Annotated in this window: 12 protein-coding genes; 7 read left to right on the top strand and 5 right to left on the bottom strand. The window is 53.8% G+C overall.

All coding sequences use genetic code 11. The annotated features are described in order from the left end of the window. Positions 1-3: 3 nt before the first annotated feature. The gene (dut, locus tag BN4609_RS00925; RefSeq protein ID WP_021992515.1) at positions 4-441 is read right to left on the bottom strand and encodes a dUTP diphosphatase; all 438 of its coding nucleotides are present in this window, start codon (positions 439-441) and stop codon (positions 4-6) included. Positions 442-691: 250 nt separating this feature from the next. Here dut and dgt point away from each other — a divergent pair, with 250 nt between their 5' ends. Beyond that, entirely contained in the window at positions 692-2029 is a 1338-nt protein-coding gene (dgt, locus tag BN4609_RS00920; RefSeq protein WP_068854997.1) for a dGTP triphosphohydrolase, read from the top strand. Between the two features lie 164 nt (positions 2030-2193). Here dgt and BN4609_RS00915 read toward each other — a convergent pair whose 3' ends face one another. From BN4609_RS00915 to BN4609_RS00900, 4 genes are all read right to left on the bottom strand, one after another. Further along, a complete protein-coding gene (locus tag BN4609_RS00915) occupies positions 2194-4026 on the bottom strand; it encodes a glycoside hydrolase family 2 protein (RefSeq protein ID WP_068854996.1) in 1833 nt (610 codons plus the stop codon). Between the two features lie 307 nt (positions 4027-4333). Continuing rightward, positions 4334-5326 carry a glycine N(alpha)-acyltransferase GlsB gene (gene glsB, locus BN4609_RS00910; protein WP_068854930.1) on the bottom strand — a complete coding sequence of 331 codons (993 nt, stop codon included), beginning with the start codon at positions 5324-5326 and terminating at the stop codon, positions 4334-4336. Between the two features lie 61 nt (positions 5327-5387). After that, a complete protein-coding gene (glsA, locus tag BN4609_RS00905; protein WP_068854929.1) occupies positions 5388-6215 on the bottom strand; it encodes a lyso-glycine lipid O-acyltransferase GlsA in 828 nt (275 codons plus the stop codon). A 228-nt stretch (positions 6216-6443) separates the two neighbouring features. Then, positions 6444-6749, bottom strand: coding sequence for a hypothetical protein (locus BN4609_RS00900; RefSeq protein WP_068854928.1), 306 nt, complete (start codon positions 6747-6749; stop codon positions 6444-6446). A 290-nt stretch (positions 6750-7039) separates the two neighbouring features. Between BN4609_RS00900 and mraZ the strand changes: the two genes are divergently transcribed. The 6 genes from mraZ to mraY all read left to right on the top strand — a co-directional run bounded on the left by mraZ (position 7040) and on the right by mraY (position 13939). Then, positions 7040-7525: a division/cell wall cluster transcriptional repressor MraZ gene (gene mraZ / locus BN4609_RS00895; protein ID WP_068854995.1), complete on the top strand. Its 486-nt coding sequence runs from the start codon at positions 7040-7042 to the stop codon at positions 7523-7525. Next, entirely contained in the window at positions 7497-8450 is a 954-nt protein-coding gene (rsmH, locus tag BN4609_RS00890; RefSeq protein ID WP_068854927.1) for a 16S rRNA (cytosine(1402)-N(4))-methyltransferase RsmH, read from the top strand. Before mraZ ends, rsmH begins: the two co-directional genes overlap by 29 nt. After that, positions 8447-8959 carry an FtsL-like putative cell division protein gene (locus BN4609_RS00885; RefSeq protein ID WP_068854926.1) on the top strand — a complete coding sequence of 171 codons (513 nt, stop codon included), beginning with the start codon at positions 8447-8449 and terminating at the stop codon, positions 8957-8959. Before rsmH ends, BN4609_RS00885 begins: the two co-directional genes overlap by 4 nt. After that, positions 8952-11105 (top strand): penicillin-binding protein, encoded by a 2154-nt coding sequence (locus tag BN4609_RS00880; RefSeq protein ID WP_068854925.1) that lies wholly within the window; start codon positions 8952-8954, stop codon positions 11103-11105. Before BN4609_RS00885 ends, BN4609_RS00880 begins: the two co-directional genes overlap by 8 nt. A gap of 34 nt (positions 11106-11139) precedes the next feature. After that, a complete protein-coding gene (locus BN4609_RS00875; protein WP_068854924.1) occupies positions 11140-12606 on the top strand; it encodes a UDP-N-acetylmuramoyl-L-alanyl-D-glutamate--2,6-diaminopimelate ligase in 1467 nt (488 codons plus the stop codon). Positions 12607-12670: 64 nt separating this feature from the next. Then, positions 12671-13939, top strand: a complete 1269-nt coding sequence (gene mraY, locus BN4609_RS00870; protein ID WP_021993047.1) for a phospho-N-acetylmuramoyl-pentapeptide-transferase — start codon at positions 12671-12673, stop codon at positions 13937-13939. The last annotated feature ends 29 nt before the right edge of the window (positions 13940-13968 follow it).

Genomic DNA, 13968 nt, shown 5'->3' with positions numbered 1-13968 from the left:
TTCTTACTTGACTCCTGTGTGTCCGTATCCTCCTTCACCGCGCGAGGTGGCGTCCAGCTCGTCCACTGTCTCGAACTCAGCCTGCTCGTGGCGTGCTATCACCATCTGTGCTATGCGTTCTCCGGAGGTGATTGTAAAGTCCTTGTCTGACAGATTCACAAGCAGCACACCTATTTCGCCGCGGTAGTCGGCGTCTATTGTTCCGGGGCTGTTGAGTACGGTTATCCCGTGTTTCAGGGCGAGTCCGCTGCGCGGTCTTACCTGTGCCTCATATCCGGCAGGCAGGGCTATGTGGAGTCCTGTGGGCACTATGCGCCGTTGCATGGGCTTCAGCACGATGTCTTCAGCGATGTCTGCCCTCAGGTCCATGCCTGCGCTGAGCGGTGTGGCGTACTCCGGCAACTTCTGGTTACCCTTGTTCACTACTTTGATTTTAATCATCTCTGTCATTGTTTTAGTCTGCAAAAATAACTAATTATATTCACATAACTTAATTTTTAGCATTAAATAATACTTCCGGACAGGCAGGACGGCTGTATGACGGACATTTTATCACATGATGACACACGTGTCCGCGCTGTGTGACAAAAAAGCAATGATATTTTTGGAAGGGGAAATAAAATAGCCTAATTTTGTGCCGTAAAGACGTAAAAAGTACTATATAAAGACATCAAAAGCACTATATATGAGAATGGACTGGCACAAACTGATTTCCAACAAACGCTTCGGGCAGGAGGAGCGGCACGCCCGGCGGCATGACGACAGGTCGGAGTTCAAGCGCGACTACGACCGTCTGATATTCTCCGCACCGTTCCGCCGCATGCAGAACAAGACACAGGTGTTTCCGCTTCCGGGCAGCATCTTCGTGCACAACAGGCTCACCCACAGCCTTGAGGTGGCGAGTGTGGGAATGTCGCTGGGCAATGATGTGGCGCAGGAGATAATCAGGCGCGACCCGACACTTGCCGGAACGCTGTTTGAGGAGATAGGAACCATCGTCAGCACGGCATGTCTCGCCCACGACATGGGCAACCCTCCGTTCGGCCATAGCGGCGAGAAAGCTATCCAGGCGTTCTTTACCGACGGTGCGGGACAGCGTGTGAAAGATCTTGTGAGTCCCGGGATGTGGAACGACATCATACGTTTTGAGGGCAACGCCAACGTGTTCCGTCTGCTCACCCACCGTTTCCGGGGACGCCGCATAGGCGGTTTTGTCATGACATACACACTTCTTGCGAGTGTGGTGAAGTATCCGTTCTCGAGCAGCTGCGCCGGTTCTCACGGCAAGTACGGCTTCTTCTGTTCTGAGGCAGACGCTTATTGCCGTATAGCCGATGAATTGGGCATAATACGGCTGTCGGCACCCGGCGAGCCGATAAGGTACGCCCGCCATCCGCTGGTGTACCTCGTTGAGGCGGCTGACGACATATGTTATGAGATAATGGACATCGAGGACGCTCACAAACTGAAGATTCTCACATACGGCGAGACCGAGAGTCTGCTGCTCGGATTCTTCGATGAGGACACCAGAAAATACATTCTCAGGCGCATAGTGGACGAGGATGTGACCGACGATAACGAGAAAGTGGTGTATATGCGTGCCCGTGTGATAGGGAAACTTGTGGCAGAGTGCACCCGCGCTTTTGTGGAGCACGAGGACGAGATAATGTCGGGTACGCTAAAAGGAAGCCTTATCGACCATACCGATCCGCTTGTGCGCGACGCTTACAGATCCTGTGCCCGACTGAGCAGCGACAGGATTTACAACAGCAAACCGGTGCTTGACGTGGAGCTGAGCGGCTACAGGATAATAGAGACATTGATGGAAACGCTCATCGAGGCGGCTCTCAGTCCGGAGAAGTTCCATTCCGGTCAGCTGCGCAAACGGTTCAGCAGCCAGTACGACATCAACAGCGACGACCTTGAGACACGTGTCATGGCGGTGATAGATTTCGTCAGCGGGATGACCGACGTGTTCGCTCTCGACATCTATCAGAAGATAAACGGCACGTCGCTGCCGATTGTCTGACGTGTCGGCAGCATGTGAGCCGTTGCGTGAAAATGCCGATGAAATGGCGGAAAAACGCATGTTAGGACTTCCGGCACAGAACGAGTTCCAACCCCGAACATATACAGACACAAAAAACCGGAGCGCGTCGGGCGACTCCGGTTTTTCTTTATGGTGATGCTATATCAATAGCTCAGATCCTGCGGATTCTCTATTATGGAAGGTATTCTTTCGAATATCGCCTTGATGCGCTTCATGTCGAACTTCGGCGTACGGTCGTAATAGTAGATTCCGTTCTGCTCCTGCTCCACGTCGGTGAGCTGGGTGTAGCAGAAGCCCACCACATGCTTGCTGTCTTTCAGAGCGTCCACCTCGTCCTGAAGAATCTTGTAGAAATCCTCCATCGACTTTATCTCAGAGCCGTAACCCCATGAGTTGCCCTTGCGCTCAGACTCGCGTATCCATGCGAGACCGCCGAATTCATCGACCATGTAGGGCTGTCCGTCGTAGTGTGCGAGCCACTCTTTGCCGCCCCAAGTGTTGCGGTAAGGCTCCTTGCCGTGCTCGAATGTGAATGCCTCTCTGAGTTTCTGCGGGTCGCGCTCGTAGTTGTGCACGCTCCAGATGTCGGTCTTCACGTGGCAGTCACCGCTGGCGTCGTTCACCGGACGTGTGCTGTCCATAGCCTTTGTGATGTTGTATATGTTCTCAACGAAGTGTGTGTATACGCCCGAGTTGTTGGCGTCCCATGTCTCGTTGAGCGGAGTCCATGTGACGAGAGACGGGTGGTTGCGGTCGCGCTCCACGAGCTCTGTCCATTCAGAGAGGAAGTTGCGCGCTGCCAGTTCGTTGTTCACGTCGAGTCCCCAGCTTGCCGATTCGCCCCATGTAAGGTATCCCAGCTTGTCAGCCCAGTAGTAATAACGCTCCTCGAAGCTCTTCTGGTGCAGGCGCGCGCCGTTGAAACCGGCTTCTTTTCCAAGCTGGATGTCCTTCTTGAGAGCCTCGTCCGATGGTGCTGTCCATATTCCGTCAGGATAATAACCCTGGTCGAGCACGAGACGCTGGAAGTAAGGCTTGTTGTTCAGATAGAAGTATCCGTTAGCCGTGTGCACCTTTCTCATGCCGGCATACGACTTCACCTCGTCTATCGTCTTGCCGTCCTTCACCACCTTGTATGTGATGTCGTAGAGGAAAGGAGACTCCGGGCTCCACAGCTTCATGTTCTTCACAGGCAGCACGATGACCGAGTTGTTGGTGCAGTTGACTGTCTTTGATGCCACAGCCTTCTTTCCGTCGTACATTGTGACAACCAGTTTGTTGGTGTTGCTCTCATTATAGAACTGCGGATAGATGACGAGTTGCTTCTGGTCGATGTCCGGAGTGGCGAATACAGACTTCAGTCCTTCCTTTGCCACAGCCTCCATCCAGACAGTCTGCCAGATGCCCGTCACGCGAGTGTAGTTGCATCCGCCCGAGTAGAAACCGAGGCTCTGCTTTCCTCCGAGCTGCTTGCGTCCGCGCAGATCGTCGTTCACCATCAGTACGAGGTTGTGCTGATGACCAGCCTTCACATATTTTGTTATGTCCATGGAGAACGACGATCCGGCGCCGTAGTGGCGTCCGATGACAGTTCCGTCGATGAATACGTGCGCCTCATAGTCCACTGCTCCGAAGTTGAGGAGTATTTTCTTTCCGTCCCAGTCTGCCGGTATGCTGATTTTGCGATGATACCACATTGAGTTGATGAAGTCGGTGTGTTGCACTCCCGAGAGCGAGCTTTCCGGACAGAACGGCACGGTTATCTTTCCGTCGAAGCCCTCTGTCTTGTTCCATCCCTTATCCATACCGGTCCTTCCGAAGTCGAACGCGTAGGTCCATGTTCCGTTCAGGTTGATCCATGTGCTGCGCTCGAACTGCGGGCGCGGGTACTCCGGTCTCGGTGTCTGTGCTTCTGCGGTAGTGCCGGCAGACAACATTGTCGCAGCCAATGCAAAAGCAGATACAAGCTTTTTGATGTTCATGATAAATTGTATTTACTGTTTAGTTGATAATATAGGTTGTTTGAATGAATCATTCAGGTGTGTCCGCAGAATCCGGAGTACGGCTGTCTGCCTGCGGCGTGTGACGAGGCGTCTCCGTCTTTTACGGACATATGCGCGCCGTGCGCGCTTTCTCTTTGTATCTCGGATATGGTATTGTTCGGCATTGCGGCATCCGCCCCGGCACGGAAGTGCCAGGACAGTCAGGTTGTCGCTCATTGGCGAGCCGGTGTGACGCGCCCTTCCCGCAGTCCCTGGGCAGGCTCTTGCGGCGGTGCGGGAGTCATTCCTTTTCCCTGTATATCACAGGACTCGCGCCGCTTGTTATCTTCAGAGCCTCCGGGTGCTCCTTTATGAAAGAGTCGATGTGGCGTATGCGCTTCTCTTCCAGAATCTCGTCGACGGTTATCAGAATGCCCGTCTCCTCCACATCTCCAAATCCGTAGTTGATGGCAGTGCCGAAGAGCTTCATCGTCGGGCTCAGTCCCATGTACGCGTTCACGAGCGGCGGGATGTTGTATCCCAGTTTCCTGATTTCCCGATTCAGTATTCTGTAGTCCTTCTTGAAGTCATCCTCGCAGAAAAGTTCCTTCAGTTCGCTCTCGTCAGTCTCTATTTTCAGCGGTTTCATCGGTATGATGAGGTTCTCCTTATCGTCGAAATGCTTTTTCAGGAAATAGAGAATCATGTCCCTTCCGCGTCTGATGTACGACGGGTACATGGTCATTTTTCCGAAGAAATATTTTATGTTCGGCCTTATCACGGTCAGTGCCCCGAGTCCGTCCCAGAGGTTGTCGAGGGCGAAAAGACTCTTCGAACCCATCCTCGAACTCTGATACTCGAGCGACACGAACGAGCGTCCCAGCTCCACGGTGTAAGGCATATACTCGTCGATGAACTTGTCGGAGAAGTGGAACATGTGGCTGGTGGCGAGTATGGGCTGCCTGTCCGCGTTCAGTTTCCAGTCTGTTCCGAGCATGTAGCGGTAGCCTCCTATTATCTCCTCCGCCTCCGGATTCCATACGATAAGCTGTTTGTAGCAGTTCTCACCAACGTCGAATTCGTCAATATCCATTGATTTTCCCGTACCGCCTCCCGCCTCGCGGAACGCTATTTCGCGCAGTCTTCCTATTTCCTTCATCACGTTCGGCGAGTTGTTCGCTGTGATGACGTATATCTCGTTGTGGCTTTTGTTCGTCATGCGCAGCTGTTTCTCAGGTGTGAGCTCGCTTTTGATGAGTTCCTTGCTGATAGGTTGGATTATGGCTTCTTCCATTTTGTTAGTTTATTATATGGATTTTTCTTTTCATGTTTATACGCTTCGCGGCAGTCGCACGTCATAGTCTGTAGACCATGTCCTGCACATATTTCGCCCATTCCATCGCTGTTTTCGACTTGTCGAATGTCTGCCACGGTATCGGTTTTCCTATCGCCACGCGGAACGACTTGTGCACGTTCTTGTACATTTCGTCTACGAGAAAGAGCATGGCAATATTGAACTTGATGTGCAGAGCCTTGCATACGTTGGCAAGACCGTAGAAAAAGTCGGAGTTGCGCCCGCCGAAGTGTATGGGCACTATGTCGCGTTTCGTCTCCACGCTTTTCGTTATGAACGTCTTCTTCCAGGGCAGGTCGTGTATCTGTCCGTCAATCTTGCGTGAGCAGATGCCTGCCGGAAACATCAGTATATGGTTGTCTCCGGAGAATCCCGCCTCCACCATCTCGGGGAAGCTCCGGCTTTGTTTCCCCGTCTTGTTGATGGGGATGCATAGCGGCGCGAGCCCGGGCAGATTCATTAGAAGGTCGTTCACGAGATATCTGAAGCGTCCGTCGTAGTGTCGTCCGATGATTGCGCCGAGCGCGACACCGTCTACTCCTCCGAGCGGATGGTTGGAGACGAACGTGTAAAGCCGCCCGTCGTTCTTGTCGGGCAGGTTCTCCAGCCCTTCGATGTCGAGCGTCATGTCGAGATATCTGGTGCATTCCTCGAGCCATTCCGTGCCCTTCTTGTCGCGGCTCTCCCACAGAAACCTGTTCACCTCGTCCTGATGTATGATGTGCTTCAGCCATCTCACGGCGACCGACGGCACATATCTGGCTTTCGTGCCCATCTTCTCGCGGATGATTCTGTCAAGATCTATGGTTCTCTCTGTTGTTTCGAGCATGCGTATAAATTACATTAATGTGGTGCAAAGTTATTATAAGTTTTTTAATATACTCATATTTTTGTATAAAAAAGTTCACTTTGATGTGTTTTTGACATGACAATGTAAAACGGCTGATGGGTTATGACTTCATTTTGAAAAACACCGTGACGGGTACGGCACGCGGGTGTGCTGATACGCACGGGAGAGTTACGGACAGGCTGATTCCGATTGTTCTGTTTAACAATTTTAAGTTAATTGTTGCGCGGAAAAGCCTTTGTCGCATGTTGGTAAAGCATATGCGTGCAGGCGGAAGAATATGCTGTTTTTGTCCATTTCATCGGTGTTGTGGTGCAGGATGGTGCTGTCTGACGGACCGGAAAACGGATTTTGCAGCATGAAAAAGCCTCTTCGGGCTTGCCAGAAAGCCTTTATGGCAGTGCTGAAAAGCCTTTCCGGCAGTGCGAAAGAGGCTCTTCCGCGAGCCGGAACAGGCTTTCCCGCGACACTGTTTTTCTGAAGAGAACCGCACGACGGTGTGTATTGGGCTGACATACAATGACTAACGGATATGCACGGATTTTCCGCTCTTTTTGAGAGAAAACCCCTCTTCGTGCGCGGATTCGCGGCTATGCCGGGTCTGTCGTTTAACAGAAGCGTTTCTGTAGTTACAATATGTCAATTATAAAATCACCGTCAGCCGCCCCGGCTGGGCGTCCGGAATGGCGCGCGGACGAGCCTGCGGGGAGATTGTAAAAATTTATTTAAACTTTTGTGGAGAATAGTGGGTGAATGTGGAGTAATTTGTGTATCTTTGAAGCCTGATAACGTTTAATTAGGTGAAAGTGCGTTTTATCGGTAACATAGAAGCCAGAACCGACGCCAAAGGGCGCGTTTTCCTGCCTGCGGTATTCCGTAAGGAGCTGCAGCCGGTGTCGGACGACGGACTTGTGCTGCGCAAGGACGTATTCCAGCCATGCCTTGTGCTCTATCCCGCATCGGTGTGGAACGAGCAGATGGACGTGCTGCGCTCGCGACTCAACCGCTGGAACGCCGCCCACCAGCAGATATTCCGCCAGTTCGTGTCGGACGCCGAGATACTCACCATAGACGCCAGCGGACGCATACTTCTGCCGCGCCGCTATCTTGCGATGGCAGGCATAAGCCAGTCGGTGAGGTTCATCGGCATGGGCGACACCATCGAGATATGGAGCAGCGAGAGCCTTCAGACACCGTTCATGGACAGCACCGAGTTTGGCGCCGCGCTCGAGACACTTATGCACGGCGGGTCAATCAGTACAGATGAAAGCAATACGACAGATAACAGATGAGGACGGCAAGCCCGTTGTGGCGGGCACATACCATGTGCCGGTGCTGCTGAAGGAGAGCGTGGACGGACTCGCCATACGCCCTGACGGCACGTATGTGGACGTGACGTTCGGCGGTGGCGGCCATTCGAGAGAGATACTCTCGCGCCTCGGCGAGGGCGGCAGGCTGTTCAGCTTCGACCAGGACGCCGACGCCGAACGCAACATCACGGACACCGGAAGCCGTTTCACTTTCGTGCGGAGCAATTTCCGCTATCTCGAGAACTGGATGCGCTATTACGGTGTGGAACATATAGACGGACTGCTTGCCGACCTCGGAGTGTCGTCGCATCACCTTGACGACGGGAGCCGCGGATTCTCTTTCAGGTTCGACTCGCCGCTCGACATGCGCATGAACAAGCGTTCGGGCACTACCGCCGCCGACATTCTTGACTCTTACGACGAGGCACGTCTCGCCGATGTGATATACATGTACGGCGAGCTGCGGCAGTCGAGGCGCATAGCAGCAGCCGTCGTCAAGGCGCGCAGAGAGGCTCCGCTGGTCACCACGGGCGACCTTCTGAAGGTGGCAGAGCCGTTCATGACCCGCGGAAGGGAGAAGAAAGACATGGCACGTCTGTTCCAGGCGTTGCGCATAGAGGTGAACCACGAGACTGACGCCCTGCGTGAGATGCTCGTCTCGGCGGCACGTCTGCTGCGTCCGGGCGGCAGGCTGTCGGTCATAACCTATCACTCGATAGAAGACCGCATTGTGAAGAACATGATGAAATCGGGCAACGCCGAGGGCCGTGTGGAGCAGGACTTCTTCGGCCGCAGGCTCACGCCGTTCCGTCCGGCAGGCTGCCGTATGACGGTGCCTTCTGACGTGGAGCAGGCTGCCAACCCACGCAGCCGTAGTGCAAAACTGAGAGTAGCAGAGAAGATATGAGCGAAGAAGAGAAGAAAAAAGAGACAGACCCCGTGGAGGTCTTGATGAACCTGAAGGAGCGTAAGCCCGAGTCAGACAAGACTGAACAGGACAGCGGCGCCGTGAAGGAGGACGAGGCGAAGCCGGAGACTCTCGCCGATGTCATCAGAGAGCATGCCATCGAAGGAGAGGAACCGCTCTCACGCAGTTTCACCTTGGGAAAAATACTCGGCGGCGACATCCTCAACACCGCCCCGATAAGGCGGCAGATAGGAGTGTTTCTGCTCATAACGCTTTTTGCGGTGATATATATATCCAACAGATACAGCTGCCAGCAGTATCTCATACAGATAGACAATCTGGACAAAGAACTGAAGGACGCCAAATACAAGGCACTCTCGAGCACCAGTCTGCTTACCGAGATGTGCCGCGAGAGCAGGGTGCTCGAACAGCTCAGGGTGAGCAAGGACAGCACGTTGCATATATCCAAACAACCTCCATACATAATAAACGTTCCGGAAAATGAGTAAGTTTGATTCGAAGAAGATAACCCCACGTTACAGTTTCATAGCCATCGTACTCATGTTTGTGGCAGTGTCGGTGGTGGGCAGGGCGATGTTCATCATGACCGCCAAGCGCGACTTCTGGCTCGATGTGGCTGACAGGGTGAAGGCTGACAGCGTGACGGTGAAGCCTACGAGAGGCAACATACTCAGCTGCGACGGACTGCTCATGGCGTCGTCGCTGCCCGAATATAAGGTGTTCATGGACTTCAGGGCTCTGCGCGAGGCAGGCAACGACTCGCTCTGGGAAAGCAAGCTCGACTCCATATCGGCAGGTCTGAACGCCATCTTCCCGGAGAAAAAGGCGTCGGAGTTCAGGGCTCATCTGGAGAAAGGCAGGGAGAAGCAGAGCCGCCACTGGGCGATATGGCCCTCGCGCATCAATTATAACACCTATGTGGAGGTGAGGTCGCTGCCTGTGTTCAACATGAAGCTGAAGTACAGGAGCGGCTTCCACGTCGAGGAATACAACGCCCGCAAACGTGCCTACGGCTCACTCGCCGGACGTACGCTCGGTGAGCTTTACGGGGCGAAGGACTCGGCGCGCTACGGACTGGAGCTTTCTTACGACTCGGTGCTGCGCGGCGTGGACGGCATAACCCACCGCCGGAAGGTGCTCAACAAGTTTCTCAGCATCATGGACACCCCGCCTGTCGACGGCGCGGACATCGTGACGACGATAGACGTGTCCATGCAGGACCTTGCGGAGAGGTCGGTCATCGACGAGCTGAAGAAGATAAACGGCAATGTGGGAGTGGCTCTCGTCATGGAGGTAGCCACGGGCGACATCAAGGCGATAGTGAACATGGAGAAGTGCGGAGACGGAGAGTACCGAGAGAGGAAGAACCATGCCGTGAGCGATCTGCTCGAACCGGGCTCCGTGTTCAAGACCGCCTCGATAATGGTGGCACTCGACGACGGAGTGGTGGACACCACGGCGCGTGTGGAGACAGGCGGAGGCGTGTGGCCCATGTACGGAAGGGAGATGCGCGACCACAACTGGAGACGCGGAGGCTACGGCATGCTCACGCTGCCGCAGACGCTCATGGTGAGCTCTAATGTGGGAGTGAGCCGCATCATAGACGACCATTACAGGAACAATCCGGAGAAGTTTGTGGAGGGCATATACCGTCTCGGACTTGCCGACGACCTGAAGATTCCGCTTGCGGGAGCGTCTCCGGCACGCATAAGAATGCCACGGAAGGAAGGACGGCAGTATGTGAACTGGAGCAAGACGGCACTGCCGTGGATGAGCATAGGATACGAGACCCAGATACCGCCCATATCGACCCTGACTTTCTATAACGCCATAGCCAACGGCGGACGTATGATGAGGCCGCGCTTCGTGAAGGCGGTGGTGAAGGACGGAAAGGTGATAGCCGAGTATCCGCCGCAGGTGATGAGAGAGAGAATATGCAAGCCGTCGACGCTCGGCAAGATACAGACCATACTGGAAAAGGTGGTGAGCCAGGGACTCGGAAAGAAGGCGGGCTCGCGCTCTTTCAAGGTGGCTGGAAAGACGGGGACTGCCCAGATATCGCAGGGAGCGGCAGGATATAAGAGCGGAACGGTGAACTATCTGCTCAGTTTCGCAGGATATTTCCCAGCCGACAACCCTCGCTACAGTTGCATAGTGTGCATACAGAAGTCGGGACTTCCTGCTTCCGGAGGCGGAATGAGCGGACTGGTGTTCCACAACATAGCCGAAGGCATAATGGCGCAGGACATCAAGCTGGATGTGCGGGACGCACGCGACTCCACCTCTGTGCTTGTGCCCGACGTGAAAAACGGCAATATCCTTGCCGCCGACTATGTGCTCAAGTATCTCGGTTTCAAGCCGAGGGCTGACTGGAGCGGTTCTTATGCCGACGGAAATCCCATATGGGGAAAAGCCGAAAAAGGCAAAGCCGGCGTAAGCCTTACACGCGAGAAGGTGGGCAACCTGCCGGGAATGCCCGACGTGAAGGGCATGGGCGCGCGCGATGCGGTGTACATCCTCGAAAGCCGGGGGCTGAAAGTGAGGCTCAAAGGACGCGGCAAGGTGGTGCAGCAGAGCATTCCCGCAGGTCATTCCACGCGCAAGGGCATGGTGTGCGAGCTCGTGCTGAGTTAGCGTATAGTGAAGAAAACGACAAAAACAATAATATATGGAACTGAGAAAACTTCTGAAAAACATAAAGCCTGTTGCCATAAAGGGTAACGAGGACATAGACGTGACAGGCGTGAACATCAACTCGCGCCTTATAGGCAAGGGCAACCTGTTCATCGCGATGAAGGGAACGCAGGTGGACGGACACCGGTTCATCGGCGGTGCCGTTGAAGCCGGAGCCGTCGCTGTGATGTGTGAGGAACTGCCGTCTGAGCTTGACAACGGTGTGACCTACGTACAGGTGGAGTCTACGGAAGACGCCGCGGGCAAGGTGGCGACAGTGTTCTACGGCGAGCCTTCAAAAAAGCTGAAGCTCGTGGGAGTGACAGGGACGAACGGAAAGACCACCATCGCCACCTTATTATATAATATGTTCACAAAGCTGGGCTACAAGTGCGGACTGCTCTCTACGGTGTGCAACTATATCGTGGACGAGAAGGTTCCAGCCGACCACACCACGCCCGACCCGATAGAACTCAACGCCCTGCTGGCACGCATGGTGGAGGCAGGATGTGAGTATGCGTTCATGGAATGCAGCTCGCATGCCATCGCGCAGAAGCGCATAGGCGGTCTGCACTTCGCGGGAGGAGTGTTCACCAACCTCACGCGCGACCATCTGGACTACCACAAGACGTTCGAGAACTACCGCAATGCCAAGAAGGCGTTCTTCGACGGGCTGCCCAAGACGGCTTTCGCCATAACCAACGCCGACGACAAGAACGGAATGGTGATGGTGCAGAACACCAAGGCTGTGGTGAAGACATACTCCACGCGCTCCATGGCAGACTTCAAAGGCAGGCTGCTGGAGTGTCATTTCGAGGGTATGTATCTCGAGATAGACGGCAGGGAAGTGGGAGTGCAGTTCATCGGGAAGTTCAATCTGAGCAACCTGCTCGCCGTTTACGGCGCGGCGGTGATGCTCGGACAGAAACCGGAGGACGTACTGCTGGTGCTCAGCACACTGCACAGCGTGAACGGAAGGCTCGAACCAATACACTCGCCGGAGGGCTTTACGGCTATTGTGGACTATGCCCACACGCCCGATGCCCTTAAAAACGTGCTCGGCGCGATACATGAGGTGCTGGACGGACGAGGACATCTGATTACCGTATGCGGCGCCGGTGGCAACCGCGACAAGGGCAAACGCCCGCTCATGGCGCAGGAAGCTGTGGCTCAGAGCGACAAGGTTATCATCACAAGCGACAACCCGCGGTTTGAGGAACCGCAGGATATCATCAACGACATGCTTGCCGGACTGAACGCGCAACAGATGAAGAAGGTGATAAGCATAGCCGACAGGAGGGAGGCTATACGCACGGCTTGCATGATGGCAGGCAAGGGCGACGTGGTCCTTATAGCCGGAAAGGGACATGAGGACTATCAGGAGATAAAGGGCGTAAAGCATCATTTCGACGACCACGAGGTTGTGAGGGAGTTCATCGGGACGGAAGAGAAGAAATCCTGACAGACTCCTGTGCGTTGGGGAGATAATCAAAGTAAAAGCGAAAAAACAATAAAACGAAAAGCAAATGTTATATTATTTGTTCAGATTTCTTGAAGAATATGGCATTTCCGGAGCCCATCTCTGGGGATACATATCGTTCAGGTCGCTTCTGGCACTGATGCTGTCGCTTGTTATTTCGGCATGGTTCGGCGAGAGATTCATAAAATATCTGCGCTCGAAACAGATTACCGAGACGCAGCGCGCGGCTGATGTGGACCCGTTCGGAGTGCAGAAGATAGGCGTGCCGTCGATGGGAGGAGTGATAATAATAGTAGCCATTCTCGTGCCGGTGCTGCTGCTCGGCAGGCTGCGCAACATTTATCTCATTCTCATGATAGTGACAACGGTGTGGCTCGGACTGCTCGGCGGACTTGACGACTATATCAAGATATTCCGCCGTAACAAGGAAGGACTGAAGGGACGGTACAAGATTGTGGGGCAGGTGAGCATCGGACTGATTGTCGGACTGGTGCTGTGGATGTCGCCGGACGTGAAGATGAACGAGAATCTCGCCATCGAGAAACAGGGCAGCGAGATAGTGGTGAAACACCGGACTGAAGCCCGCAAGTCGCTCAAGACCACCATACCGTTCGTGAAGGGACATAATCTTGACTACTCGCACATCATGGGTTTCTGCGGAAAATACAAGACCGCGGCGGGGTGGATACTCTTTGTCATCATGACGATATTTGTCGTCACGGCTGTGTCTAACGGTGCGAACCTTAACGACGGGATGGATGGCATGTGCGCGGGGAACTCTGCCATCATCGGCGTCACGATAGGAATACTCGCCTATGTGAGCAGTCACATGGAGTTCGCGAACTATCTTAACATAATGTATATCCCCGGTTCGCAGGAGCTTGTGGTCTTCATGTGTGCCTTTGTGGGCTCGCTCATCGGATTCTTATGGTATAACGCATATCCGGCACAGGTGTTCATGGGAGACACGGGGTCGCTCACCATCGGAGGCATAATAGCCGTATCGGCGATCATAATACATAAGGAGCTCATGCTGCCCATACTCTGCGGCATATTCTTTGTGGAGAGCCTGAGTGTCATCCTGCAGGTTTATTACTATAAACTCGGAAAACGTCACGGGGTGAAACAGCGCATATTCAAGCGCACACCCATCCATGACAACTTCCGTACACAGCAGGAAATGCTCGACCCGGACTGCAAGTATCTCATGAAAAAGCCCAAAGGTGCCATTCATGAATCAAAGATAACAATACGCTTCTGGATTATATCGATAATCCTGGCGGCAATGACTATAATAACACTGAAAATAAGATAAAAACGCGGTTGACGTCTCAACCATCATGA

It is taken from the genome of Leyella lascolaii (assembly GCF_900079775.1).
GTDB classification, from domain to species: Bacteria; Bacteroidota; Bacteroidia; order Bacteroidales; family Bacteroidaceae; genus Prevotella; species Prevotella lascolaii.
This window is presented reverse-complemented; position numbering and strand designations above follow the sequence as displayed.

What these genes read in the sequence shown, in the direction of transcription:
- dut (WP_021992515.1), bottom strand. Translation starts at nt 441, where the DNA reads ATGATTAAAATCAAAGTAGTGAACAAGGGTAACCAGAAGTTGCCGGAG.
- dgt (WP_068854997.1), top strand. Translation starts at nt 692, where the DNA reads ATGGACTGGCACAAACTGATTTCCAACAAACGCTTCGGGCAGGAGGAG.
- glsB (WP_068854930.1), bottom strand. Translation starts at nt 5,326, where the DNA reads ATGGAAGAAGCCATAATCCAACCTATCAGCAAGGAACTCATCAAAAGC.
- glsA (WP_068854929.1), bottom strand. Translation starts at nt 6,215, where the DNA reads ATGCTCGAAACAACAGAGAGAACCATAGATCTTGACAGAATCATCCGC.
- BN4609_RS00900 (WP_068854928.1), bottom strand. Translation starts at nt 6,749, where the DNA reads ATGTCAGCCCAATACACACCGTCGTGCGGTTCTCTTCAGAAAAACAGT.
- rsmH (WP_068854927.1), top strand. Translation starts at nt 7,497, where the DNA reads ATGAAAGCAATACGACAGATAACAGATGAGGACGGCAAGCCCGTTGTG.
- BN4609_RS00885 (WP_068854926.1), top strand. Translation starts at nt 8,447, where the DNA reads ATGAGCGAAGAAGAGAAGAAAAAAGAGACAGACCCCGTGGAGGTCTTG.
- BN4609_RS00880 (WP_068854925.1), top strand. Translation starts at nt 8,952, where the DNA reads ATGAGTAAGTTTGATTCGAAGAAGATAACCCCACGTTACAGTTTCATA.
- BN4609_RS00875 (WP_068854924.1), top strand. Translation starts at nt 11,140, where the DNA reads ATGGAACTGAGAAAACTTCTGAAAAACATAAAGCCTGTTGCCATAAAG.
- mraY (WP_021993047.1), top strand. Translation starts at nt 12,671, where the DNA reads ATGTTATATTATTTGTTCAGATTTCTTGAAGAATATGGCATTTCCGGA.